Below are 22,920 nucleotides of genomic sequence, written 5' to 3'. Positions count from 1 at the left end.
ATAGAGTGCCTGTTAGCTCATGAACGACAGGACGGCGCGCGGTTCGAGCAGACCGCTGGCGACCGAGAGCGCGGTCCAGATGGTCCCGCCGAGGACGATAGCGCCGACGAGCGTGAACAGTCCCGTGACATACGGCATCACGGTGTAGACGACGCCGCCCATCACGACGGCGATGGCGGTGACGCGGGCGAGGTGGTTCACGACGGCCACCGCGTCGAACGGGAGTTCCTGATGGAGGTAGTAGATGTTGACCATCCCGTAGCCCGAGTACGTGATAACCGTCGCGATACCTGCCCCCAGCGCCCCCAGCGACGGGATGAGCGCGAGGTTCAGGGCGACGTTACCGACGGCGCTGGTCCCGCGAGCCACGGCCCGCACGCGGGCGAGGCCGAGGTAGTCGAGCGTGTTCGCGGTAATTTTCTCTATCGCGCGCATGATGACGAAGACGCCGTACAGTTGAATCAGCGGGACCGCACCGAGGTAGTCCGGCCCGACGACGAAGCGGACCATCGGTTCGGCGACGACGAAGAGACCGGCGGCGCCCGGGACGTACAGCAGGAGGATGTTCCGCAGCGACTGCTCGTAGATGTTCGCCGCCCGGTCGCGGTTCTCTGCGGCGGACTGCTCGCCCAGCGTCGGCGTGACGGCGTACCCCAGCGACTGTGCGGGGACGATACAGAGGTCGGCGACCTGTCGGGCGAGCGTGTAGAACGCCACGGCCACCGGCGTCGCCAACATCCCCACGAGGACGGTGTCTATCTTGCTGTCGAGGACGACGCTCGCTCGGGTGGCCGCCGTCGGGACGCTGTACCGGAGCAGTCGACGCCGGAGGCCGGTCTCGGCGGCGCCGGTCCTCGGCAGATGACGGTAAAAGCGCACGTACAAGAGAACGAGGCCCAACGCGGCCGTCAGGCCGAACCCGAGGACGTAGCCCGCCATCGCGCCGACGACGCCGTAGCCGAGGACGACTAGCGCCACCGCCGCACATAGTCGGACGACGCTGTTGGTCGCGGTGAGGACGGCGCTGTACGTGACGGCGTTAAAGGCCTGAAACACGGACCGCTCGTAGCTGATGAACGACCGACCGGCGACGTAGAGGCCGCCGACGGTCAGGACGGGCGCTACCTCGGGTCGACCGAGCAGGGACGCGAGGGGGCCACTGGCGAGGGAGATGGCCGCGGAGACGCCGAAGGCCATCGCGAGGACGCCGTAGAACGACCACCGCATGATGTGGCGGACCTGCGTGTCGTCTTTCTCTAGGTACTCGTTGACGTAGCGGGCCGTCGCCTTCGTGAGGCCCAGCGTGCCGAACAGTTCGGCCACGCCGACCACCGAGACGGCGAAGTACAGCAGTCCGTACTGCTCGGGGTCGAGCAGGTACCGCGTGAAGACGAGGAGGAGCGCCCCGTTGGCGACGGCGTGGACGACCCGAGAGAGCAGCGTCGCTTTGAACCCCTTGGCGATGCGCTCCCGGAGCGTCATCGGAGACAGTCCTCACCCCGGACGAAGTAGAGTCGGTAGTCGCCGTTCGACTGGACTCGGTAGACGTCGGGGTTCTGCCGGAACGACCGGAACGCCTCGGCGGAGTATCGGAAGCCCTCGTACAGCCCGATCTCCTTCTTGTAGTCCCTGGTGGTCAGCGGCACGTACCGGCAGTGGGAGTAGTGCGTCGACTCGTTGTTGCCGAACACCGCGAAGGGTATCTTCTCCTCTTTCCCGGGGAAGTGCTCGCCGGTCGGCGTGTAGTCGGAGTAGGTCGTCCCGTAGTAGGCGTCGACGAACCGGCGCGGGCCGCCGCGCGGCCCCGCGAACCACACCGACGGGTCGCGGTTCTCGAAGGTAGTGACGTGCCCCTCGTAGTACGTCTCCGGGACGTGGTCCGAGTCCTTGTACATGTGCGGGGACTGGTGGAGAGTCATCGCCTGTGGCACCACCATGAGGACGACGACGACGGCGACGGCGGCCCGCCAGTTCTCCGTCGAGAAGTCCAGTCCGAACGGGATACCGTCGGCGACGGCTACCGCGGCGAGGATGGTGACGAACACCATCATGAATCCGAGATAGCGGAACGGTTGACGGGTGACGCTCGTGATGAAGAAGATGCCAAAGAGGGTGAACACCGGTACGAACCCGAAGGTGAGGTAGCGCAACAGCACGTTGCGGTCGGGATATTGGTCGTCCAGTCGGTCCGACATCGCCGCGAGCATCACGAGGCCGGCGACTATCGAGAGGACAGTGCTGACGAGGAACACTTTGGCGAACAGGACGCCGATGCTGCTTCCGATGGCCGAGAGGGAACTACTGGACTGGGAGATCTCGTCGGCTGGGTTCGCCCCGTACAGCAGGCCGTTGACGACGGTTCCCATCGTCCCCGTCGCACGCTCGAACCGAGGCGTCCACAGCGCGAAGAACAGACCGACGACGACGGCTTGCGGCGCCAGCGAGCGATGGCCGGTGATGCGCTCCTCGAACCGGAAGTGGCCGTATAGCTGTGCGAGTACCTGGAGGCCTAACCCGGCGACGATGGCGAACAGGACGTTCGACCCGGCTTGTGGGTGGACGAGGATGGCCGCGATGCCGACGAGCGTCAGAATCACTCCCAACGGGGTCACGACGCGTACCCCGCGGACGGTCAGCAGCGACTCCCTATCACCGAGGTAGCGGAGGAGGACGTACAGGGCGAAGGGCGTGAAGAAGATGGCCTCGCTCGTCGGGTACGGGAAGATGTAGGTGTGGATGTTGTTGATGGGGAGAAAGAGCAGTGCGAAGAACGTCCCGACGGCGACGGCGTTCGAGCGGGCCGCGATGCGGGCGACGCACAGCGCGGTGAAGAGGACGTACAGGCCGACGAAAAAGAGGACCACCAACTGGAGCGACCGGCGCGGCGGCAGTCCGGAGACGCTCGTCAGCGTGACGGCCGTGCTGTGGATGCCCGGATAGAGGAAGTTCACGGGGTTCAGCGACCCCTCGGCGATCATCCGGGTCCAGCCGAGGTAGCTGAGGGCGTCCCCGACGCCGTAGTAGTAGTAGTCGCGAATCATCGGTAGCATCGCCGCGGAGAGGCCGACGAGCGTCCCGAGGAGGAGCGCGAGCCGGTGGCGCGCCGTCGCGACTGGTGCGTTCAGACTGACGAGGACGGCGGTGACGAAGGCGACGACGACACCGACCCAGAACGTCGTGGGCGTCGCGCTGTAGATGGATATCTCGTAGCCGGTCGGTACGGCGCCCGCGGCCACGGAGACGCCGACGGTGAAGGCGATATACCCGACGAGGAGAGCGGCGACGTGACGGCGTCGTTTCGAGGACATGACGGCTATCTGGAACCTGCTCCGGAGTGTTTTGCCATTGTTATGGTCTCTCTGTGGGCGGTATGGTCGTATTTCTGTTCATTATTCTGTCACGTCTTCGTAGACGGCGACGATGCGCTCGCCCATCCGTTCCAACGCGATAGCGTCGGCGTACTCGCGGCCGTTCGAGCGCTCGCGCCGGTCGAGGATCTCCGCGAGCGCGGCGGTCAACGCCGCGTCGTCGTCGCTGACCGCACTCGGCTCGACCGGGTCGAGGCGGGTGCGGACGTCGCCGACGTCCGTCGAGACGACGGGAAGGTTGCAGGCCATCGCTTCCTTGACCGTGTTCGGCGACCCCTCACGGCGCGAGGTCATGATCATCGCGTCGGCAGCGTTGAGGTAGTAGGGCATCCGGTGGTGCGGGACACCGGTCGCCGTCCGGAGCGACACGTCGACGCCGATGCGGTCCCGGGCGCCGTCGACGATGCGTTCGGCGCGCGGGTAGTTCTTCACGTCCCGCTTTGGTGGGTACGGAAAGAGGACGATGCGTTCGTCCTGCGGCCAGCCGAGTTCCTCCCGTGCAGTCGACTGGTCCATGGATCGGAAGACGGAGAGGTCGACGCCGTGTGGGATGACCAGACACTCCCCCTCGTATATCTCTGCCATCCCCTCGGACATGACGATGACCTCGTCACAGAAGCGAGCGAACCGCTGGGTGACCGGGCCGTACTTGCCCATGAGGTCAGACCCCCACAGCGAGAGGACGACCGGGAGCTTCGGTTGGGCGACGGCCATCGGCGCGGTGAGGCCGTAGTTGGCGTGGATGAGGTCGTAGTCGTCCAGCGAGTGTGCGAGTACCGAGGGATAGAACTTCGCGTAGTCGAGGACGGAGCGTTTCCCGTCCTCGTTGGCGTCGATAGACTCCGAGCGATTCCGGCCGGGGACCGAGAGCGTCGTCAGGTCGATCCCCCGTCGCTCTAGCTCCTGGACCTGTGCCCGGAAGAACTGGGCGTCCTCGTTCGTGACGAGGTTGAGCACCCGAATCTCGGTCACCGTGTCACCGCCGTGAAGGCCGACTTCGCGATGTTCATCGCCGCACTGTCCGTCTCGATAGCGTAGTACGGGACCAGTTCGCCGGCGAACTTGCCCTTGTAGTCACAGAGCCGTCTCGTGTTCGCCCCCATCAGGTCATACGCCGTGACGTCCTCGAAGGCCGGGTCGGTGAGGACGTCCTCGATGACCCGCCAGTGGACGAGGCTGTTGACGCTGATGCCGTCGTGGTCGGCCCGCGCACCCCCCTGCCAGAAGTACGCCGCGTCGGGCCCGTACAGGACCGTCACGCCGGAGATGAAGGAACCCTCGTCGTCCCGGGCGACGTAGGCCCGCGCCCGGTCGTCGAGGCCGGTGACGAGGTCACGGACGTAGGCCCACGTGAGGGGGAAGCCGCGGTTCTGGTCGACGTACCGCTTCCGGGTCGTCTCGAACACCTCTCTCGTGGCGCCGAGGCCCTCGACCGAGACGGTGACGTCGCTCTCTCGCCCTCGCCGGATGTCCCGACGGAGGCTCTTGCTGAACGATTCGAGGACGCTGTCGGGGTCCGTATCGGCGAGGTCGACGACGTACGTGAACTGCGTCGACAGGTCGAAGTCGGCCCACTGGAAGGGGCGAGGGTCGCCGTACTGCCGGGGTGTCAGCAGGCGAACGAGCGACAGTGCGCTCGTCGCGCCGAGGTCGTCGAGAACCGCCTCGACGAACTGTTTGTTGACCCGCTCGCGCTTGCGCTGTTTCGGGCTGGTCGGCATCACGATGGGGCCCAGTCGCGGGATGTTCATGCCGGGCGGCGGGGACATGAGCGTCCGGCCGACGGTCCGACGCGTCTCGACGATAGGAAGCAGGCCGACGGGCTCCTGCCCTTTGAACCCGCCGAAGAGGATGAGGGTTCCGTCGGCGTGTGTCTCGATAGCCGACAGCGCCGCTGGGAGATGGAAGACCTCGTACCCGCTCGACGGAAGTGCGTCCCCCCACTCTGGGAGTGTCAGTCGTTCGACTCGCATCTTGCGCTCCTGAGTCACCTGTCGACGGTATTGGTTATCTAGTTCCTACGCACGCAGTGTACAGTTCGCCGGGTGCGCCGACCCACGCACCGCGGTCGAGTGCGGCCCGCACTAACCGACGGTAGAGGCGTCCATACCCCGGGTGATCGCGGCTGAAGTATCGCGGGTGCCACAGCACCGTCATCACCGCGCCGTTCGCTTCAGCCTCGTCGAGTAAGGCCGCACAAGCGGCCCAGGCCCGGTCGAACGACGCCGCCGGGTCGGGGAGTGCGGCCTCCATCACCGTCAGCGGGAACACCACGAAATCGTCGTCGAACGGCCGGAACGGCCGGTAACCGTCGGTGAATCCGTACTCGGTGGGGCTCCCGAGCGTCGCATCGTACTGCAGACCGATGGCCCGGTAGTGTTCCCACGTCTCGGGGCGCTCCAGACGGAGGTAGTGCTGCCGGCCGCCGAGGACCGGTTCGCCCAGCACCGATTCGAGGTGTGCCTTCTCCGAGCGGAGGCGCTCTCGGTCGTCGACGGATTCGTAGGAGCCGTGGAGGCCGACCTCCCACCCGCCCGACCGCAGGGTTTCGAGGAGGTCCCGTATTCGCTCGTCCTCGATGTCGTACCGGCCGGCGTACAGTTGCCAGCCCGTCATCGTCAGCCACTCGCGCGGCGACCGGTCGGTAAAGAGCGACTGCTCGTCTAAGACGTAGAACGCCGACCTGACTCCCTGTTCTCGCTCGAAGTCGAGGAGGTCGTCGAACGTCCAGTACGGGGTCCTGCTGGGAGCGATATCGAGCAGGTGACTCGGATCACGCCGCGTGAGTGCGTAGAATAGGGACTGGTAGGTCTTGTACGGCCGGTCGATGTCGTGCGTGAGACAGAGCGCGAACTCGTGACCGTCGGGCACCCACTCGGTTCGTTCACGTTGGACGCTCATCGGCCCGCTTCCAGCGTCTCCTCGACGACGACGTCGGTGACGTCGACGCGGTCTGCGAGCAGTCGTTCCCGGCGCAGGTCCCACTGTGCCGCGGACTCCGGGTTCTCGGCGATGTCTTTCACGCGAGCCACCGCCGCTCGTTCGTCGGCCACGTTGACGATGAGGCCGCGCTCGTCCAGTTCCTTGAACATCGAGATGTCGTCGTCGCCGACAAACGAGTTCGACCGGACCGCGGGCGTTCCCAGCAACCCGGCTTCGAGCGCCATCGTCTGGGAGTCCCCGACGTAGCCGTCGGCGTAGTACAGCAGGTCGTGGATGTCCTCCGGCGGGACCGGGAGTCGGTACGCCTCGAAGTAGGGCGGGAGTTCGGACTCGCTGGTGATGTACACCCTCCCGCGCTCAGAGAGGTAGTCCACGAGGTCGCGTTTGGCCTCGCGGCTGAAGCCCGAACGACCCACGTCGTGATGGGCCGCCCACGAAACGAACCGGAGGACGTAGTACGGTTCGTCGACGGCGACGCCGTGGTCACGCAGGCTCGACGGGTCCGGATCGAAGCGGTCCGGATGGAGGTAAGCGAGTTCGTGGTAGCCGTCGTAGCGGCGGTGTTTCTCCCCGAGGTCCATCTCGAAACACGCTGGCGTGCAGATACGCGACGTGAACGGGACCGTGAACCGTCGGAGCGAACGCGTCTCCACCTCGTCGTCGGTGAACGTGACACTCGGGGTTCCGGTCAGTCGGGCCGCCTGCGCGGCGACGGGGCTGAGATGGCTTACGACGACGTCAGAGCCGAACGCGCGGATGGCCCGAATCAGTTTCAGTTCCCGGAGCGCCCACTCCAGAATGAGTCGCGGCGTCGAGTCCGCCTGCGTCGAGAGCACCCGATAGTCGATGTCGTATGCGTCCAGCAGGTCCGTCGTCACCTCCTTCTCGCGGGCGGTGACGTACGTCTCGTGGCCCCTCGCTTCCAGTTCCCAGATGGCGTGCTTGAACAGGTGGACGTGGGCCGGGTGACCAACCTCGAAGTGGACGTTCATCGCAGCAGCGTCAGCCCCCGTTTTCCGACGTTGGTGACGGCGTCTTTTGCTGCCTCTGCGACCAGTTCCGGCGTCGAGTCGGCCCATCGGTTGGGGTGTGTCAACAGACACGCCCGGTCGACCCGACGATTCCGAAGGAGCGTCTGGAGGTCCGCCGTCGAGTCGGCGCTGACGTGTTTCTTACCTTCGCCCATCGTGTGGTCCTTTATCTTGAGCGCGCCGTCGCGCCACGTCCGCCCAGTGTCCGAGAAGTAGGTCACGTCGGTGAAGTCCATCGAGAGGTACGCCTCTCCGACGATGCCGTACGGTTCGAGGTCCGCCGGGTCGTCCCACATGTCTCGGTTGTCGTGGGCCGTCAGCGGGTTGCCGTGCATACAGACGGTGTCGACGGTGACGTGTTCGCGCAGGCGAGCGAGGTGGTCGGCGAAGGACGCTCTGGCGGCCTCGACGTCGCCGTCGGCGCGGTCTAAGTCCTCGTAGTGGTAGCCCACTTCGTGGCCGAGCGCTTCCAGACGGTCGAGTATCTCGGGGTCGAACACCTTCTCGATGGTGCGGACGTAGTACGTACTCGAAACGTCCCGTTCGGCCTCGATGCGTGCGAACCGGACCGAGTTCTCGGGCTTGCGGTCCACGTCGTGGCGGAGAAGCAGGAACCGCTCTGGCAAGTCCTCGCGCAGAATGTACTCCCTGACCGTCAGGAAGTCGTATCCGGCCTCGATACCGGTGTCTAGCAACTCCGCGTAGGCATCGTCGGTGAAGTCACGCGTCATCGGTAGGCGTTCGCGGCGTCGAGGTGCTCGGGTAGCGGGCGATGTTTCGCCGGCGAACCGACCGCCAGCGTCCGGGGCGGCACGTCGTCGGTGACGACGGCACCGGCCGCGACGAACGAGCGCTCGCCGACGGTGACGCCGGGCAGGAGCGTCGCGTTCGCGCCGATAGAGACGTCGTCTTCGAGAGTCGGGCCGACGAGGTCGACGCCCATTCGGAGGGGATACGGGTCGTTCGTCAGCGTCGCTCGCGGGCCGAGGAACACCCGGTCGCCGACGACCGTCTTCGGCGGGACGTAGACGCCGGTCTGCATGCTCACTTCGTCACCGACGTCTGTCTGCCCGTCGATGACCGTCTGCGTCCCGACGACCACGTCGTGGCCGAGCGTCGTCTCCTCGCGGATGACGGCGTTGTGTCCCGTCTGTAACCCGTCACCGATGACGACGTCGGGGTATATCACCGACCCGGAGCGGACGACGCCGTCGTCGCCGATGCTGACAGGGGTCTGCTCACCCTCCGGCGGCAGGATGTGTGCCGACTCGGCGATGCGGCACCCATTCCCGAGTTGACACTTACTCATGGAATCGGCCTCCGTGAGGGCTGTCGGTACGTCTCGAATCGGTCGACGCTGTGGGACCCGGTCATCTACGCTCTGTCGGAGATTTCCGCCAGTTCCGGGCTTTGTTATGGGCGTCCTGTGAATCCGATAGCCGCTATTGGCCGCCGTCGACGTGTCGTAACCTGACGCTACAGACGGCTTACCGGCCCGTCACCGTCGCATAACCAAGGTGGGTGACCGCCACTCGGGAACAAATGGGAACTGTCGTCGTCTCCGTCGATGCGGAACTCGGTTGGGGCTTCCACGACTATCCGGCCGAGGACCGTCCGATAGCACGTATCGAGCGGGCACGCTGGGGCTGGCAGCGCCTCGTCGACCTGTTCGAGGAGTTCGACGTCCCGGCGACGTGGGCCGTCGTCGGCCACCTGTTCGAGGAGTCGTGTAACGGGGCCCACGTCGGTCACCCCTCGCCGCCGGGGTGGTTCGCACACGAGCGTGACCCGGACCCGATGCCCGAAGAATTCCGTTTCGCGCCGGACCTGATTCGCCTGCTCGTCGAGGGACCGGTCGCCCACGAGGTGGGGTGTCACACCTACTCGCACGTGCTGTTCGGCGCCGACTACGCGACGCCGGAACTCGCCGACGCGGAGTGTCGGCGGGCCGTCGAGGCCGCCGAGGCCGCCGGCGTCTCGCTCCACTCCTTCGTGTTCCCGCGCAACCGAGTCGGCCATCGGGACGCCCTCGCGAACGCCGGATTCACCGCCTATCGTGGGACGGCACCCTCGCCCGGCGTCGACGGACCCGTCGTCGGCGCCGCTCGAAAGCTGGCGCGGGCGACGGTGGTCGAGGACCCGCCGCCGCTCGTGACCCCGACTGTCGACGAGTACGGCCTCGTGAACGTCCCGGCGTCGATGTACCTCTTCGAGTTCGAGGGGGTCGCACGACAGGTGTTCTCCGCGACGGTCGGCGACCCGGTCGTCAAGCAGGCTCGCCTCGGTATCGACGCCGCGGCGAGAAAAGATGGCGTCTGTCACCTCTGGTTGCACCCGAACAACGTCACCGGGGAGAGCGACGTCGTCCGTCTCCGTGCGATACTCGATTACCTCGACCGAACGCGTGCGTCCGACGACCTCACTGTCGAGACGATGTCCGACGTCGCGCGGCGGACGTTACGGGCCGAATCGCCGCCTATCGCCGACGGCCACACGTCGTAGTACACCGCATACGCGACGTTGCGACGGCTCACTCGCTCCCGGACTGTGCGACCGACGCCGAGTCATCGTCTGCCGACCCCCCTTCTGCGGGGACCGCGTCCTCCTGTAACCGCTGTTCGGCCGCGTCGCGGTCCTCGGGATACCCCACGTCGACGCGCCAGCCGTCCATGCGGATGGCGTCGATGGTCCGGCCGGAGTGAAGCAGGAGGTCGATGGCGTCGCTGATCTCGTACTCGCCGCGGTTCGAGGGCTGGACGAGGTGACAGGCGTGGAAGATAGCCGGGGTAAAGGTGTAGAAGCCGGTCATGACGAGGTTAGAGGGTGGGTCCTCGGGTTTCTCGACGACCTCGGTTATCTCGCCGTACTTGTTGGTGTCACAGACGCCGTACCTGCTGGCTTCTTCCCACGGCACCTCCTCGACGAGGAAGGCCGCGTCGGCCCGCTCCTCGCGCTGGCGTGTTATCACGTCACAGAGGTTGGCCTCGAAGATGTTGTCCCCCAGCAGCAGCATGAAGTCGTCGTCGACGTGTTCCTCGACCGTGAGGAGGGCCCTCGCGAGGCCGTTCTGTTCGCGCTGGTGGGTGTACGTGATTGGCACGCCCTCGAACTCGTCTTCGTAGTAATCGATGATGGCCTGTTTCTTGTAGCCGACCACGACGTACAGTTCCTCGGCACCGAGGGCCAGTACCTGTTCGAAGCAGTGTGTGAGGATGGGCTTGCCCGCGACTTCGACCATCCCCTTCGGTTTGTCCTCGGTGAGCGGGCGGAGCCGCGTTCCCTGACCGGCGGCCAGTATCACAGCGTCCATCGTACCGGTGAGGCGGGGTCCCGAGAGAAAGGTATGGTGCGCCTTCGCTCGGTAAGCGGCGTTTTCAGACCTCGATGTCGTTGTCTTCCGTCTCGAGGCTAGAGAGTCCGAGCAGTCGGCGGGCCGCCGACGGGGTGGCGACGTCGCGGAGCGAGTACCGTGCCCGTTCGGCGGCCTGTCTGACGAGTTGGGCGTTGCGCTCGACCGGCGTCTCCGGGGCGACAAAGAGGTTGTCCTCCATCCCGACGACGGGGTGGGCCCCGAGGAAGAACGCCATGGCCGTCAGCGGATACTGGTTCGGGCCGGTCGCCCGCACGAGGCACGTCGCCCGCTCGGGGGCCGCATCCAGCAGCGAGACGACGGTCATCGGCGTCGCGACGGTCCCGTCCCCCGCTCCGAACAACAGCGTCAGGACCGGTGGGTCGTCGAGGGCGGACTGCTCAAGCAGTCGGAAGACCTCCTGCAGGTCGCGGCCGTTGGTCACCAGCAGATTCGGTCGGATGTCGCGTTTCACCAGTTCCTCGACGAGTCTGTCGACGTCACGACGGGACGTCTCGGAGCCGTCGCGGTAGCCGTACTGCGCCGGACCGACTCGGACGGACGCCAAATCCGGCGCCGGTCCCTCGTCTATGATTGTGAGGAAGTCGCCCGCCGAACACGCCGGTTCGACGGCGTACTCGACGAGCACGTCGTCCTGACAGAGGTCTCTGACCGCCGAGCCAAACGCCGGCAGCCGTGACGGGGCCGGGTCGCCGTCTGCGCCACGCCCGTGGAGGTGGGCCAGCGTCGCGCCGAACGAGGCGGATTCGTACACCTGTTCTGCGACGTCCTCGGGGGTCACTGGAAGCGAGTCGTTCACGTCTGTCGAATACCGGTAGCCCGTCGGCGCGACACCGAGTATCGTCTCGTGGCCGCGAATGTAGTCGTCGTATGTCATCGTCACCCACACCTATAGTGGTGTGTGTGAGCACACCACCTTCCGGTGGATAGTTATGGAGTTCTTTAATTCGGCCTCATTCGCGCAACTCCACGAGGGCGTCGGCGCTTGCGACGATGAACGCGTCCTCCAGCAGATGGGACTCCTCTGCGGGCAGGAAGACGTACTTCTCGTCGGTCTCCGACTGGATGACGGTGAGTTCCTCCATCTCGTAGTCTAAGTTCTCGTGGGGGTCGGGATCGTCGGGGACGTCGTCCCACTCGTTGTTCGAGAACATGATCAGCCGTGGTAGATGTACAGTTCACCGTCGCCCTGCACGTCGACGTCGCGGAGGCGTCCGCTGTAGTAGTAGGCATCGACGCCGTTACCGACGTGTCCGGTGACGACTCTGCAACCGATGGTGTCTTCTCTCTCGTCGGCCGCCGTCCCGCTGTTGACGACTTTCGTCCGCTCCTCGTCGACGACGACGTCGCCGGTGACGGAGAACGTGTAGGTGGCCGCTTCCTCGGCGTCGCCGGTCCCGTCTATCTCGATGCGGTTGGGGTATCCCTCCGGAGTCGAGGACTTCTCGGTGCCGGTGTCGCTTCGCGAGTCGCTCGCGTTGGACGACGACTGGCTTCGCTGCTGACTGGCTCCCTCGGTGCTGTCCGTGGTACTCGTCTCGGTGGATTCAGACGTAGCGGTCTCGGTGGGTTCGGGGGTGGCGGTCGCCGTGGGTTCAGGCGTGGCCGTCTCCGTCGGCTCTGGTGTGGCTGTCTCCGTCGGTTCCGGCGTGGCGGTCTCGGTGGGTTCGGGCGTCGCCGTCTCCGTCGGCTCTGGTGTGGCGGTCTCGGTGGGTTCTGGAGTGGCCGTTTCGGTCGCCGTGGGTTCGGGCGTGGCGGTCTCCGTGGGTTCGGGCGTGGCGGTCTCCGTGGGTTCTGGAGTGGCCGTCTCGGTCTCCGTGCTCTCCTCGGTCGAGTTCTCGGTACTCGTCTCCGTAGTGGTCGCCGTCTCGGTCTCCGTACTCGTCGTCGACTCGCTATCGTCCGTCGTGCTCGCGGATTCGCCGCCGACGGGCGTCCAGATGGCGTAGTCCGTATTCGCGGGCGTGGCCTCACTCCCGGTGACGGCCTCGAACCCGTCGGGCACGTCCGTCGGACCGCTGCCCGTGAGTTGGATGTTCTCGCCGGTCCAGTCGCCCGAGACGCCCCACTCCGTGTCGAACGGTTCGCTGTCGCCGTCGTTCGTGATGCGGCAGTTCCGGACGACCCCGGAGCCACCCTCCCCGCGCTCGTGGAAGTCGATGCAGGGACCGCCGACGTCGGTCCAGTTGAAGTCACAGTCCTCGATGACGACGTCCTGACCCGCGTCGTCGATCTTGATGCCGCGCTGGGCGCGGCCGCCGCCGGTCTCGGTGGGCGACTCCTCGGTCGCCTCGAAGTAACAGCCGCGGACGACGCTGTCGCCCGGCGCGAAGCGCACGCCGGCCGAGTTGGTGTTCCGGAAGACGCAGTCTTCGACGATTACCGTCCCGTTACCACCCGTGTAGGGGTCAGAGACGTAGCAGGCGACATTGCCGAGTTGCGCGAAGTAGCAGGCCTTTACCAGGAGCGTTCCGGCGTGGTCGGACCCGGCGTAGACGCCGGTCGAGTCCGAGTTCTCGACGGTGCCGTCGGGGACGTTGACGTTGACGACTTCCATCGTCGCCCCCTCGTCGGCGCCGACGCGCCAGCGGGACTGCTCCTCGCCGCGCTTGCCGCGGACGGTGATGTTCTCGATGCGGACGGTCCCGCTCGTCGCCCGTATGGTGGGCCTAACTGTCGTCTCGGGGTCGTCCGGGCGGTTGAAGGTGACGCCGTCGGTGGACCCGACGAGTGCCGCGTTGGCGACGTCGCCGCCGAGGCCGTCACCCGTGTATTCGTACTCGCCGGCCGGAATCAGCACTTCGTTCCCGTCGACGAAGAACTCCTCCAGATAGGGGTCGATAAGCTCCCCGTTCTGCAGGCCTTCGTCGGCGAGGTCGACGGTCGTATCGGCCGCGAACGCACCAGTGACGGCCGTACTCCCGACGGCGGCCGTCGCGGCGACGCCGACGGTCTTCATGAATGTGCGGCGATTCGTACGATGTCCTTTCTCGGCTGTGTCGTCGTCGTGGCTTCCTGCCATATCCCGGCAGGCACAACCTACCTGAAAAGGTGTTCTGACCACCTGCTGCGTAGGGTACTCCTACTTACCCGAGAATACTCACCAATTACGTTCGGTCTCCTTACCACCCGTAGTTGGTTCCTCGTAGAAAGCCGTTAATTCAGGTCGTTTCAGAACACGCGAAGAAATAGTTCGATAAGTTGAATCTACTCTTGGGTAACGTGTGTCTAGGAATCACATACCGTGGCTCGGCGGCGGTAAGACTCAGATAACAAAGCCCGCAGCCGTGAGAGTCGGCCACGATGCGGACACTGCTGTTGGGGTTGGACGGGACTTGTCGCTCCGTACTCGACCCGCTGTTCGAGGCGGACGTGACGCCGACGCTTTCGGGACTCTTCGAGGAGAGCGCCAGCGGTCCCCTGACCTCGCAACTCCCGCCGTGGACGCCGAGCGCGTGGCCGTCGCTGTACACCGGCGTCAACCCCGGGAAACACGGTGTCTACGGCTTCCTCCGCTTCGACGGCTACGACCACGACGTCGTGGACGCGACGGACGTTCGCGCCCGCGCGCTCTGGGAGCTGCTCGACCACCACGGACACAGCAGCGTCGTCGTGAACGTCCCGGTGACAGCCCCCGCGAGCGCAGTCGACGGCGCGGTAATCCCGGGTTACGTCTCCCCGGAGGACCCGCCGGGCCACCCCGAGGGAGTCCTCGACGACGTGCGTGACGCCATCGGATCGTACACCGTCTACGGACCGATGGACACGCCGGGCGAGGCCGAACTGGCAGACGTGGCCGCCCACGCGAAGACCAGAGGCGACGCCTTCGCCTACCTCGTCGACCGATTCGACCCCGATTTCGGCTTTCTGGAGTTCCAGCAGACCGACACGGTGTTTCACCGCCGACCGGAGGACACCGAGGCCGTCGAGTGCGTGTTCGGGGCCGTCGACGACGCCGTGGCGACGGCCCTCGACGCGGCGGACCCCGACAACGTACTCGTGGTCAGCGACCACGGCATCGGCCCCTACGACGGGCACGAAATCCGCGTTAACGAGTGCTTACGGGACTGGGACCTGCTGGAGACGACGACCGGCGGAGAAGGGATGCCGTCGTGGGACGCCATCGCTCGCCGCCGCCTCCAGCAGGGCGAGAGCGGCGGGACGCCCGACCCCGGCCTGTTGGAACGAGGCGTGGGCCTCCTCGCCCGCGCCGGCGTGACGAGTCAGCGCGTCGAGGCCGTCCTCGAACCGCTGGGCCTCGCCGAGGTCGTCGCTCGAATCGCACCGACCGACGCCGTCAGAGCGGGGACGGAGCAAGTCGACTTCCGGGCCTCGCAGGCGTACATGCGCGACCGCATCGAACTGGGCGTGCGTCTCAATCTCGCCGGCCGCGAACCCGATGGCGTCGTCCAGCCAGACGCGTACGAGTCGACGCGTCGGGAGGTTATCGACCGACTCGCGACCCTCGAAGACCCCGACGGGAACCCGGTCTTCGAGGAGGTGTTCCCCAGAGAGGCCGTCTTCGACGGGCCCTACGTCGAGGACGCGCCGGACGTGCTGGTCGTCCCCCGGGCGTTCGAGAACTTCCTCAACGGCTCCCTGCTCGGCGAGTGGTTCGGGACGCCGCGAGAGCCGTGGAACCACAAACGCGACGGCGTCCTCGCCGCGACGGGCCCGGCCGTCGATACGTCGGCGTCGCTCGCTGACGCACACCTGTTCGACGTGGCACCGACAGTTCTGAGTACGTTCGGGGTCCCGCGGGACGAGCGGATGGACGGGACCCCCCTCCCGATAGTCGACCCGACGCCGGTCGAGCAGTACCCCGACTACGAGACGACGGAGCGACGGGTTCGGGACGACCACGACGTGGCCGACCGACTCGCCAACCTCGGCTATCTCTCGGACGGGGAGTGACCACCGCCGCGGTCACGAGCAGTCACACACGTCGTTACTCACGCGCCCGGGACTCCCGAGCGACTGGAGCTGCAGGTCACGCCGGTCGAGTTGTGCCCGTTCGGTCACCAGTGGCGTCCCCGTGACGGTGATGGACGACCGACGGAGGGCCGAGCCGGCCGACTGGACGACGGTGACGCCGTTCCGCCCCGGACCGGTCTGGCAGACACAGAGGCCGTCGAGGAGCGTCCCGTTCCGCCCGCTTATCAGTATCGCCGTGTTCCCGGCGGCGGACCCGTCGACGGTGAGGTCCCGAATCTGCAACGGGTAGCGGCGTGCCGCGCTGGAGCCGTTCTTCGGGTCTTTCGCCCAGAGCGCCCGGACGCCGTCGGCCCGGACGGTGACGTGGGTGTTCCGAATCGTGGCCGATTCGAGCCAGTTTGCGCAGGTGATGGCACCGTCGCTGCCCGTCACTCGGTCCATCACGACGCGACAGCCATCGACGAGGACGTCCGTGCCCCCGCGGAGGCGGATGCCGCGCATGTTCGGGACGCCGCGACGGGCCTCGGTACAGCGGACGGTCACGCCCCTGACGGTCGCCGGGCCGCTCACCCGGACGTTCGAGATCCCACTGTTCTCGTAGCGACCGCCGACGACGTCGACGCGCCCCCTCGCGGGGGAGGCGTAGAGGCCGTTGTCCGGGAACCCGCTAACGACGCAGTCTTCGAACCGGAGGTGGCCGCGATGGTCCTCGCCGACGTAACAGCCGGTGTTCCGGTACTGCGGGGCACCGCCGTCCGGCATACTGAGCCGTCGGATGACGCCTGTCCCGTCGGGGTCCGTGACGCCGAACCGCATCCCGTCCTGGTTCGTATCGAACTCGCCACGCACGGAGACGTCCGAGACGTACAGGCCGTCGGCGACGGTCAGGTGGAGCGGTCGTGGCCCGGTGTTCCCCTGTCGGAAGTCGAACGTCAGCCCCTCGACGGCGAGATCGGTGGCGTCTCCGCTGCGACCCAGTCCGAACAGCGGCCCGCCGAAGTTCGGGACGGTGGTGATGGTCGCCTCCGGGCCGACGATGCCCAACTGGTGGAACTCGTCGACGTACCAGTGTTCGTCCAGCAGGTACTCGCCGGGCGGGAACCGGACCAGCGTGTGGTCGGCGTCTATCGACTGGAGCGTCGAGTGGATAGAGACGGACCCCGTCGGGTCGGCACCTTCCTCGACGACGTCGACGACCTGCTCGTAGTCCGCTGGTGCGGGCGTCGACGTTACCGGGTCGGCCGACGTCGGCGTCTCGTACGAAACTGCCGTATCGGCGGTGGTCGGCCGCGGCGTCTCTGCTGTCGGTGTCTCGGTCCTCGGCTCGCCGTCCTCGCGCGGACAGCCAGCGAGAGCGCCGAGCAGCCCCGCGGTTCCCAGCCGAGCGAGTAGCCGACGGCGCGTCCACTCCCTTGACATACCGTCCCTGACGGCGAGTATCGAATTGTTATGGTGACTGTATCCCCGGTAAGCCCTCGTTTCTCTCAGTCGTCGCCGACAGCGGTCGAGACAGGGGCCGAAGACGCCTCGCCGTCGGCCGGCGGGCTCTCGGTGACGGACGGGTCGAGGCGGTCATCGAGATGCCGTTCGTAGTCGCGGTCCACTAACAGCGCCCCGACGAGGAAGGCGGTGCCGACGAGTAGCGACCCGAGCAGCCGCGGCAGCGCTTCGCGGAGAGACCGGTCGCTCCGTATCGTATCGACGACGCCGCCGAGGACGGTCGTCGCCGCGGCGGCAAACAACGCGAGCATCGAGTACGGCCCCTCGTAGAGGTGTTTGGTCCGCAGGCGCCAGAAGTAGTTCCGCAGGAGCATCCCCGACACCTTCGGGATGTACGAGCGATAGGCGATGTGGCTCTCTTCGTCCCCGTAGTTCGCCGGCCGCGGAACGTCGACGACCCGGAGGCCCGCGACGTTCAACCTGACGAGGAGGTCGTTGCAGTAGCCGTAGTACTCGTACATGTCCTCGATACCCGCCTCCTCGAGGGCGTGCAGCGAGATGGCGGTGTAGCCGTTCTGCGGGTCGCCGATAGTCCAGTAGCCGCTCGCGATGCGAGTCAGCCACGTGAGGATGCGGTTGCCGACGTAGCGAAAGCGGGGCATCCCCCTCTGGTGGGCCTCGTTCATGAGGCGATTCCCTTTGACGTAGTCGGCCTCGCCCTCGACGACCGGACGGATGACGCCTTCGAGCAGTTCCGGTTGCATCTGTGCGTCCCCGCCCATGACCGCAGTCACGTCGATGCCGTCCTCGCGGGCGGCGAGGTACCCGGTCTTTATCGCGCCACCGACGCCGCGGTTCTCGTCGTGTCTGATGGGAACGACCCGACGAGAGAAGCCGTTTCTGGAGGCGCTCGCAGCGTTGATCCGGTCTGCTGTCCGGCAGATCTCCGCCCAGGTACCGTCGGTCGACCCGTCCTCGACGGCGTATACCCGGTCGACGTAGCCGGGGATGGTCGCTATCGTCTCGCCGACGAGGCCTTCTTCGTTGTACGCCGGCACTACGACGGCGACGGTTGCGTCACGGTACATCGTCACCACGCTCCGACTCGCCGCGGACTTTCGGGACCCATTCTCGCCGGAAACTGGTGCTGTCTCGTCCATTGTTATGCTCGGCTTGTGTCACGCGTTCGGCCGGCGCGACGGGCGTCGAGAGGAGACCGCCGTCGGTGTCCGGTAGCGTGGCCGTGTCGACGGCAGTAGCAGGCGCGTACCGCGGCACACAGCGCCTATAACAATACCGACAGCAGCGAGGGGATGTGACGATGACGCTGAACAGTGCGGTCGTCGGCGGCGGCATGGTGTCCGACGTACACCTCTCTGGCCTCCAGAAGTGTCCACTGACGGATCTGGTCGCGATCTGTGATGTAGACGAGTCCCGCGCCCGAGCGAAAGCGACCGAGTACGACATCGGCGCCTTCGCCGACTTCGAGGGGATGCTCGCCCGCGAGGACCTCGACTGGATTCACCTCTGTACGCCGGTCCAGACCCATCTCGATCTGGCACGAATGGCCATCGAAGACGGCATCGCAGTCCAGATAGAGAAACCCGTGACGACGTCTGCCGTCGAGGCGGAAGAACTGGAGGCGCTCGCAGACGAGCAAGACGTCCCGGTATCGGTCGTCCACAACCACAACTTCGCCCCTGCAGTCCGGAAGGCGTCTCGCCTCATCGACGACGGGGCTATCGGCAACGTTCGGTCGGTGAACATCCTCTATACGGGCGAGACGTATCCCGACGACGTGCGCCGGGGTGCGTGGGCGTTCGACCTCCCCGGCGGCGAGTTCGAGGAGGGGCTGCCACACCCGATCTACATCGTACTGAAACTCGGCGGCTACCCGGTCGCCGAAGACGCGATTCAGGCCCAGACCGCACTCACACGGGAGTACGAGCAGGGGTTCGACTACGACAGCGTCCAGTTCCAGTACACCAGCGAGACCGACGTCCTCTGTAACGCCACCATACTGGCGAGCGACGTCCCGCACAAGTCCATCCGAATCCACGGCGAACGCGGCAGTCTCCTCGTCGACATCGTCTCCCAGACGGTGACGGTCCTCGACAGAGACTACGACGCCTCGGTGACGGCCCGGGCGCTCACCAACGTCGACCACGTCCTCGGGCGCATCGAGGGGACGCTGGAGAACGTCGTCGCCGTCGCCCGCCGGAGTCTCACCGACGACTGGGCGGCAGAGCGCGACCTCGACTCGCACTACTACCAGTTCGACGTCGAGGCCAGGGCGATTCACAATGGCGACCCGATGCCGGTCCCCGTGGCCGAAGGGACGTGGACGCTCCGCATCATGGAGGAGATACGACGGGCCGCGGCGCGACCGGACGCCGGCGAGCAGATTCAACTGAACACTGACTCGCTGTAAGTGACCGTTACTGAAAGACGGTGCTCCATAACAAAGCCGTACTCTTCTGAAACCCGGCCATACTCAGTCGGGCACCAGCCCGTCGGACCATCATGGAACGGGAGACACTCGCAATCAGGAGCATCGCCCTGGTACTGCTCGTCGTCGGCGCCAGTATCGGCCCCTTAGGACCGGTCGGATCGGCCGCGGGAAACGTCGAGAACGTCGACGACAGGCCGACCGCCTACAGCGTCGTGCAGGGTGAGCGGTGTATCCCGCTTACCATCGTCGGCGACGCCTCACAGAACGTCTCGTCGTACTACGACTACCACGGCGGCGACGGGACCGACTACAGTTCTCACGGGACCGACGACAGACAGGTGTCGAACGTAAGCCAACTCTACGTCTATCGCGGGTCCAACGGTGACAGTCTGCTCTTCCTTCACGACGCTCGCAACGACGGTGTCGGCAACGGCTCGGTGTCGATGTCGATTACGAACGTCCCCGAGGAGGCGTCGTGGCCCGTCGAGGACGACACCTACCAGAACCGTGACGACAACTTCGAACACGGCGAGACGAGCAGTCAGATAGACTGGATGTGGACGGAGGGACGGACCGACGGGGCGGCGATGGTCGGCCTCGGACACCTGAACGAGACGGCGATCCGTATCGACCCCGCGTTCGACGAGGAGAGTTTCGCCGCACAGGACCCGGAACTCGACTGGCCGTACGACCCACTCGAGTGGCGTGCGAGGAGCGGGCCAGACGAGGAACTCGTGGCGCTCGACAAAGACAGTCCAGTCGAGGTGCAGGCGGGGACCTGTCTCGACGCGGCCGTTGAGGTGAACGCGACGACGGTGAGTAGCGGCGAGGCGGTACAGTTCGACGGCGGGAACTCCACGGTCGGCCCGTCCGCGGAGTACGACTGGTCGTTCGGCGACAACACGAGTGCGACGGGCGTCACGACGACGCACACGTACAACCAGACGGAGACGTTCACCGTCACGCTGACTGTCAGCAACCGGTTCGGTCGCTCCGACACGGCGAACGTGACTATCGAAGTCGTCGACGACAGCCCACCGGACGCCAGACTCGACGCACCGGCGACGGCCACGCCGAACGAGACGGTCGTCCTCGACGCCAGCAACTCCACCGACGACACGGGCATCAGCGAGTATCGGTGGGACGTGGACGGCGACGGCACGGTCGACCGGACGACGACGGCGGCCAGAACGGAGACGGCGTTCGACACGGTCGGGAACCAGACGGTCGCTGTCACGGCCGTCGATACGCTGGGCCAGACTGACAGCGCGAACGCGACGATCGCAGTCGAGGCCAACGAGAGCAACGACCCGACGGCGGCCATCGACGGGCCGGCGACGGCGACGGTGAACCAGGAAGTCACCTTCGACGCCTCGAACTCGACGGTACCCCGCGGCGGGGCAACCTACGAGTGGGACCTAAACGGCGACGGCACCGCCGAGAACGTGACCACGACCCCCTCGCTGACCACCTCGTTTGCCACTATCGGCAATCGGACCGTCCGCGTGACGGTGGTCGACGCCATCGGCCGGAACGATAGCGCGAACGCGACTCTCACGGTCCAGCGCAACGCGAGCAACGACCCGGTCGCCAGACTCGACGCACCCGCGACCGCACGCGTCGATACTGCGGTCACCTTCGACGCCTCGAACTCGACGGTGCCTCGCGGCGGGGCGACCTACGCGTGGGACCTAAACGGCGACGGCACCGCCGAGAACGTGACCACGACCCCCTCGCTGACGGCGACGTTCGATACCGCCGGCGACCGGACCATCCGCCTGACGGTCACCGACAGCGCGAACGTGACGGCGACGGACAGCGCGCAAGTGACCGTCGAGCGCGCTTCACAGAGCGGTGGCGGGGGCAGTGGTGGCGACGGCGGCAGCGACAGCGGCGGAGGCGGAGCGGCCCCTGCTCCGCCGCCTGAACCCGACGAGGACGAACCGGCCGCGACGGCGAGCAGCGACGGGAACACCGTCACCGTCGAGAGCAACGTCGACGCCGACGTCGTCGGTGTTGGCCTCGACGACGGGACGCTCGGAAGCGGTTCGGTGAGGGTCCAGCGCATCGCGCTGGCCGACGTGGAATCGGGGAGTGCGGTGGCGGTGACCGACGAGTGGAACGGCAGCGACGGGCCGCCACTCGGGAGCGACGAGACGATGCTGGCGCTCGGACCGAGCGTCGCGTCGGGGCCCGCCCCGTCCTCGGTCACCTACCAGTTAGCTATCGACCGGGCGGCGATCAGAAACCGCGGTGGGTCGGTCGACTCGCTCGCCGTCGCGACGTGGAACGGGTCCGGGTGGGAGACGGCCGAGACGACGCTGGTCCGAAACGACTCGACCGTCGTCATCAACGCGACGGCCGGCCCGGAGGAACCGCTGGCCGTCGGTCTCCCGACAGCGCAGGTCGTCGGCACCGACCTCGCCATCGCCGAGTCTCCGGTCGTGAACCAGTCGGTGAACGTCTCGGTGACGCTGTCCAACAACGGGCACCGGGACGGGTCCGAGACGGTGACCACCGTCCTCGGCGGCCGCGTCGTCGCCTCCGAGCGCGTGACGATTCGAGCGGGCGAGACCGAACGCCTCACGTTCACCGTCGTCCCGAGGCGGGCCGGACAGCAGCGACTCACCGTCGCCGGCCTCCAGACGACGGTCGACGTCGCGCCGGCGAGAGCCGACATCGGCCCCCCGTCGGTCGACGTCGAACGCGAGACGGTCGGCACCGGGGAGTCCGTGCAAGTGCGTGCGACGTTCCGTAACGACGGGACTGTCACCGGCACCGAGAACGCTTCCTTCGTCGTCTTCGGTGAGGTAGTCGAGCGGCAGTCCGTGACCGTCGCGCCCGGCGAGACGAAGACGGTCACCTTCGAGCAGCGAATCGAACACCCCGGTCAGTACACCGTCGGTGTCAACGGACAGAACGCGTCGGTGGCCGTCGACGGCGAAGCGAAGACCGCCCAGACCGAGTCGTGGGTCGACACCGGCACTGGCGGCGGCGGGTCGACGTCCCCGCTCCTGTTGGGTCTCCTCGCACTCGGCAGTATCGGGCTCGTCGCGGGCAGTATCGCCGTCCTCAGTCGACAGCTCTGAGACGAGGTCGGTCGCTCACTCGGCGCTGTCGAAGTGTAGGTGGGCAATCGAACGACCACGCTCACTGAGACACAGCGAGAGATCCGTCGCCGGGTCGACCCGACACACGAGAGTGCCGACCGTTTTCGACGGCGTACGCACCGATAGTTACTGACGCCGTGGTCCGCATGCCGTTGCTCTCGACGCTCAGTTCGGACGCCCCCGTCGCCTGACGCCTGCTGCGACGACTGCCGATTCGCCGGACGAGAGTGTCACCGTTTCCTCGACGACTACTGACGAGTCAGCCGACACG

General features: G+C 66.4%; 18 protein-coding genes. 4 read left to right on the top strand and 14 right to left on the bottom strand.

The genetic code is table 11. The features are described 5' to 3' along the window. Nucleotides 1-12 precede the first annotated feature (12 nt). From IEY28_RS03955 to IEY28_RS03920, 8 genes are all read right to left on the bottom strand, one after another. On the bottom strand, nt 13-1,482 hold the full coding sequence (locus IEY28_RS03955; protein ID WP_188994721.1) for a flippase: 1,470 nt from the start codon (nt 1,480-1,482) through the stop codon (nt 13-15). Continuing rightward, nucleotides 1,479-3,308, bottom strand: coding sequence for a hypothetical protein (locus IEY28_RS03950; protein WP_188994719.1), 1,830 nt, complete (start codon nt 3,306-3,308; stop codon nt 1,479-1,481). The genes IEY28_RS03955 and IEY28_RS03950 overlap by 4 nt, the downstream gene beginning before the upstream one ends. An 81-nt stretch (nt 3,309-3,389) precedes the next feature. Next, on the bottom strand, nt 3,390-4,331 hold the full coding sequence (locus IEY28_RS03945; protein ID WP_188995693.1) for a glycosyltransferase family 4 protein: 942 nt from the start codon (nt 4,329-4,331) through the stop codon (nt 3,390-3,392). 5 nt (nt 4,332-4,336) lie between these two features. Then, on the bottom strand, nt 4,337-5,341 hold the full coding sequence (locus IEY28_RS03940; protein WP_188994717.1) for a GNAT family N-acetyltransferase: 1,005 nt from the start codon (nt 5,339-5,341) through the stop codon (nt 4,337-4,339). Between the two features lie 34 nt (nt 5,342-5,375). Next, nucleotides 5,376-6,269 carry a polysaccharide deacetylase family protein gene (locus IEY28_RS03935; protein ID WP_188994715.1) on the bottom strand — a complete coding sequence of 298 codons (894 nt, stop codon included), beginning with the start codon at nt 6,267-6,269 and terminating at the stop codon, nt 5,376-5,378. Further along, nucleotides 6,266-7,303 carry a DUF354 domain-containing protein gene (locus IEY28_RS03930; protein WP_188994713.1) on the bottom strand — a complete coding sequence of 346 codons (1,038 nt, stop codon included), beginning with the start codon at nt 7,301-7,303 and terminating at the stop codon, nt 6,266-6,268. Before IEY28_RS03930 ends, IEY28_RS03935 begins: the two co-directional genes overlap by 4 nt. Then, the gene (locus IEY28_RS03925) at nt 7,300-8,073 is read right to left on the bottom strand and encodes a polysaccharide deacetylase family protein (protein ID WP_188994711.1); all 774 of its coding nucleotides are present in this window, start codon (nt 8,071-8,073) and stop codon (nt 7,300-7,302) included. The genes IEY28_RS03930 and IEY28_RS03925 overlap by 4 nt, the downstream gene beginning before the upstream one ends. Further along, nucleotides 8,070-8,651: an acyltransferase gene (locus IEY28_RS03920; protein ID WP_188994709.1), complete on the bottom strand. Its 582-nt coding sequence runs from the start codon at nt 8,649-8,651 to the stop codon at nt 8,070-8,072. The genes IEY28_RS03925 and IEY28_RS03920 overlap by 4 nt, the downstream gene beginning before the upstream one ends. A 233-nt stretch (nt 8,652-8,884) precedes the next feature. Here IEY28_RS03920 and IEY28_RS03915 point away from each other — a divergent pair, with 233 nt between their 5' ends. Continuing rightward, nucleotides 8,885-9,844 (top strand): polysaccharide deacetylase family protein, encoded by a 960-nt coding sequence (locus tag IEY28_RS03915; protein ID WP_188994707.1) that lies wholly within the window; start codon nt 8,885-8,887, stop codon nt 9,842-9,844. Between the two features lie 28 nt (nt 9,845-9,872). Here the strand turns inward: IEY28_RS03915 and aglF are convergent, their stop codons facing one another. From aglF to IEY28_RS03895, 4 genes are all read right to left on the bottom strand, one after another. After that, on the bottom strand, nt 9,873-10,652 hold the full coding sequence (gene aglF / locus IEY28_RS03910) for a UTP--glucose-1-phosphate uridylyltransferase AglF (RefSeq protein WP_188994705.1): 780 nt from the start codon (nt 10,650-10,652) through the stop codon (nt 9,873-9,875). Between the two features lie 64 nt (nt 10,653-10,716). Then, complete coding sequence (locus tag IEY28_RS03905; protein WP_188994703.1) at nt 10,717-11,589, bottom strand: 3-keto-5-aminohexanoate cleavage protein; 873 nt, start codon at nt 11,587-11,589, stop codon at nt 10,717-10,719. Between the two features lie 76 nt (nt 11,590-11,665). Next, nucleotides 11,666-11,866, bottom strand: a complete 201-nt coding sequence (locus IEY28_RS03900) for a hypothetical protein (protein WP_188994701.1) — start codon at nt 11,864-11,866, stop codon at nt 11,666-11,668. Between the two features lie 2 nt (nt 11,867-11,868). Further along, a complete protein-coding gene (locus IEY28_RS03895) occupies nt 11,869-13,734 on the bottom strand; it encodes a right-handed parallel beta-helix repeat-containing protein (protein ID WP_188994699.1) in 1,866 nt (621 codons plus the stop codon). A gap of 281 nt (nt 13,735-14,015) precedes the next feature. Between IEY28_RS03895 and IEY28_RS03890 the strand changes: the two genes are divergently transcribed. Further along, complete coding sequence (locus IEY28_RS03890; RefSeq protein WP_188994697.1) at nt 14,016-15,626, top strand: alkaline phosphatase family protein; 1,611 nt, start codon at nt 14,016-14,018, stop codon at nt 15,624-15,626. 12 nt (nt 15,627-15,638) lie between these two features. On the opposite strand, the gene IEY28_RS03885 is transcribed toward IEY28_RS03890, so the two are convergent. Then, nucleotides 15,639-17,066, bottom strand: coding sequence for a hypothetical protein (locus tag IEY28_RS03885; protein WP_188994695.1), 1,428 nt, complete (start codon nt 17,064-17,066; stop codon nt 15,639-15,641). A gap of 65 nt (nt 17,067-17,131) precedes the next feature. After that, nucleotides 17,132-18,175, bottom strand: coding sequence for a glycosyltransferase family 2 protein (locus IEY28_RS03880; RefSeq protein WP_188994693.1), 1,044 nt, complete (start codon nt 18,173-18,175; stop codon nt 17,132-17,134). Between the two features lie 233 nt (nt 18,176-18,408). Here IEY28_RS03880 and IEY28_RS03875 point away from each other — a divergent pair, with 233 nt between their 5' ends. Further along, nucleotides 18,409-19,518 (top strand): Gfo/Idh/MocA family protein, encoded by a 1,110-nt coding sequence (locus tag IEY28_RS03875; protein ID WP_188994691.1) that lies wholly within the window; start codon nt 18,409-18,411, stop codon nt 19,516-19,518. A 92-nt stretch (nt 19,519-19,610) separates the two neighbouring features. Beyond that, nucleotides 19,611-22,628 carry a PKD domain-containing protein gene (locus tag IEY28_RS03870; RefSeq protein WP_188994689.1) on the top strand — a complete coding sequence of 1,006 codons (3,018 nt, stop codon included), beginning with the start codon at nt 19,611-19,613 and terminating at the stop codon, nt 22,626-22,628. Nucleotides 22,629-22,920 lie beyond the last annotated feature (292 nt).

The organism is Haloarcula pellucida (assembly GCF_014647235.1).
Lineage (GTDB): Archaea > Halobacteriota > Halobacteria > Halobacteriales > Haloarculaceae > Haloarcula > Haloarcula pellucida.
The sequence above is the reverse complement of the archived record's forward strand: the minus strand, read 5'-3'. Positions and strand labels throughout refer to the sequence as shown.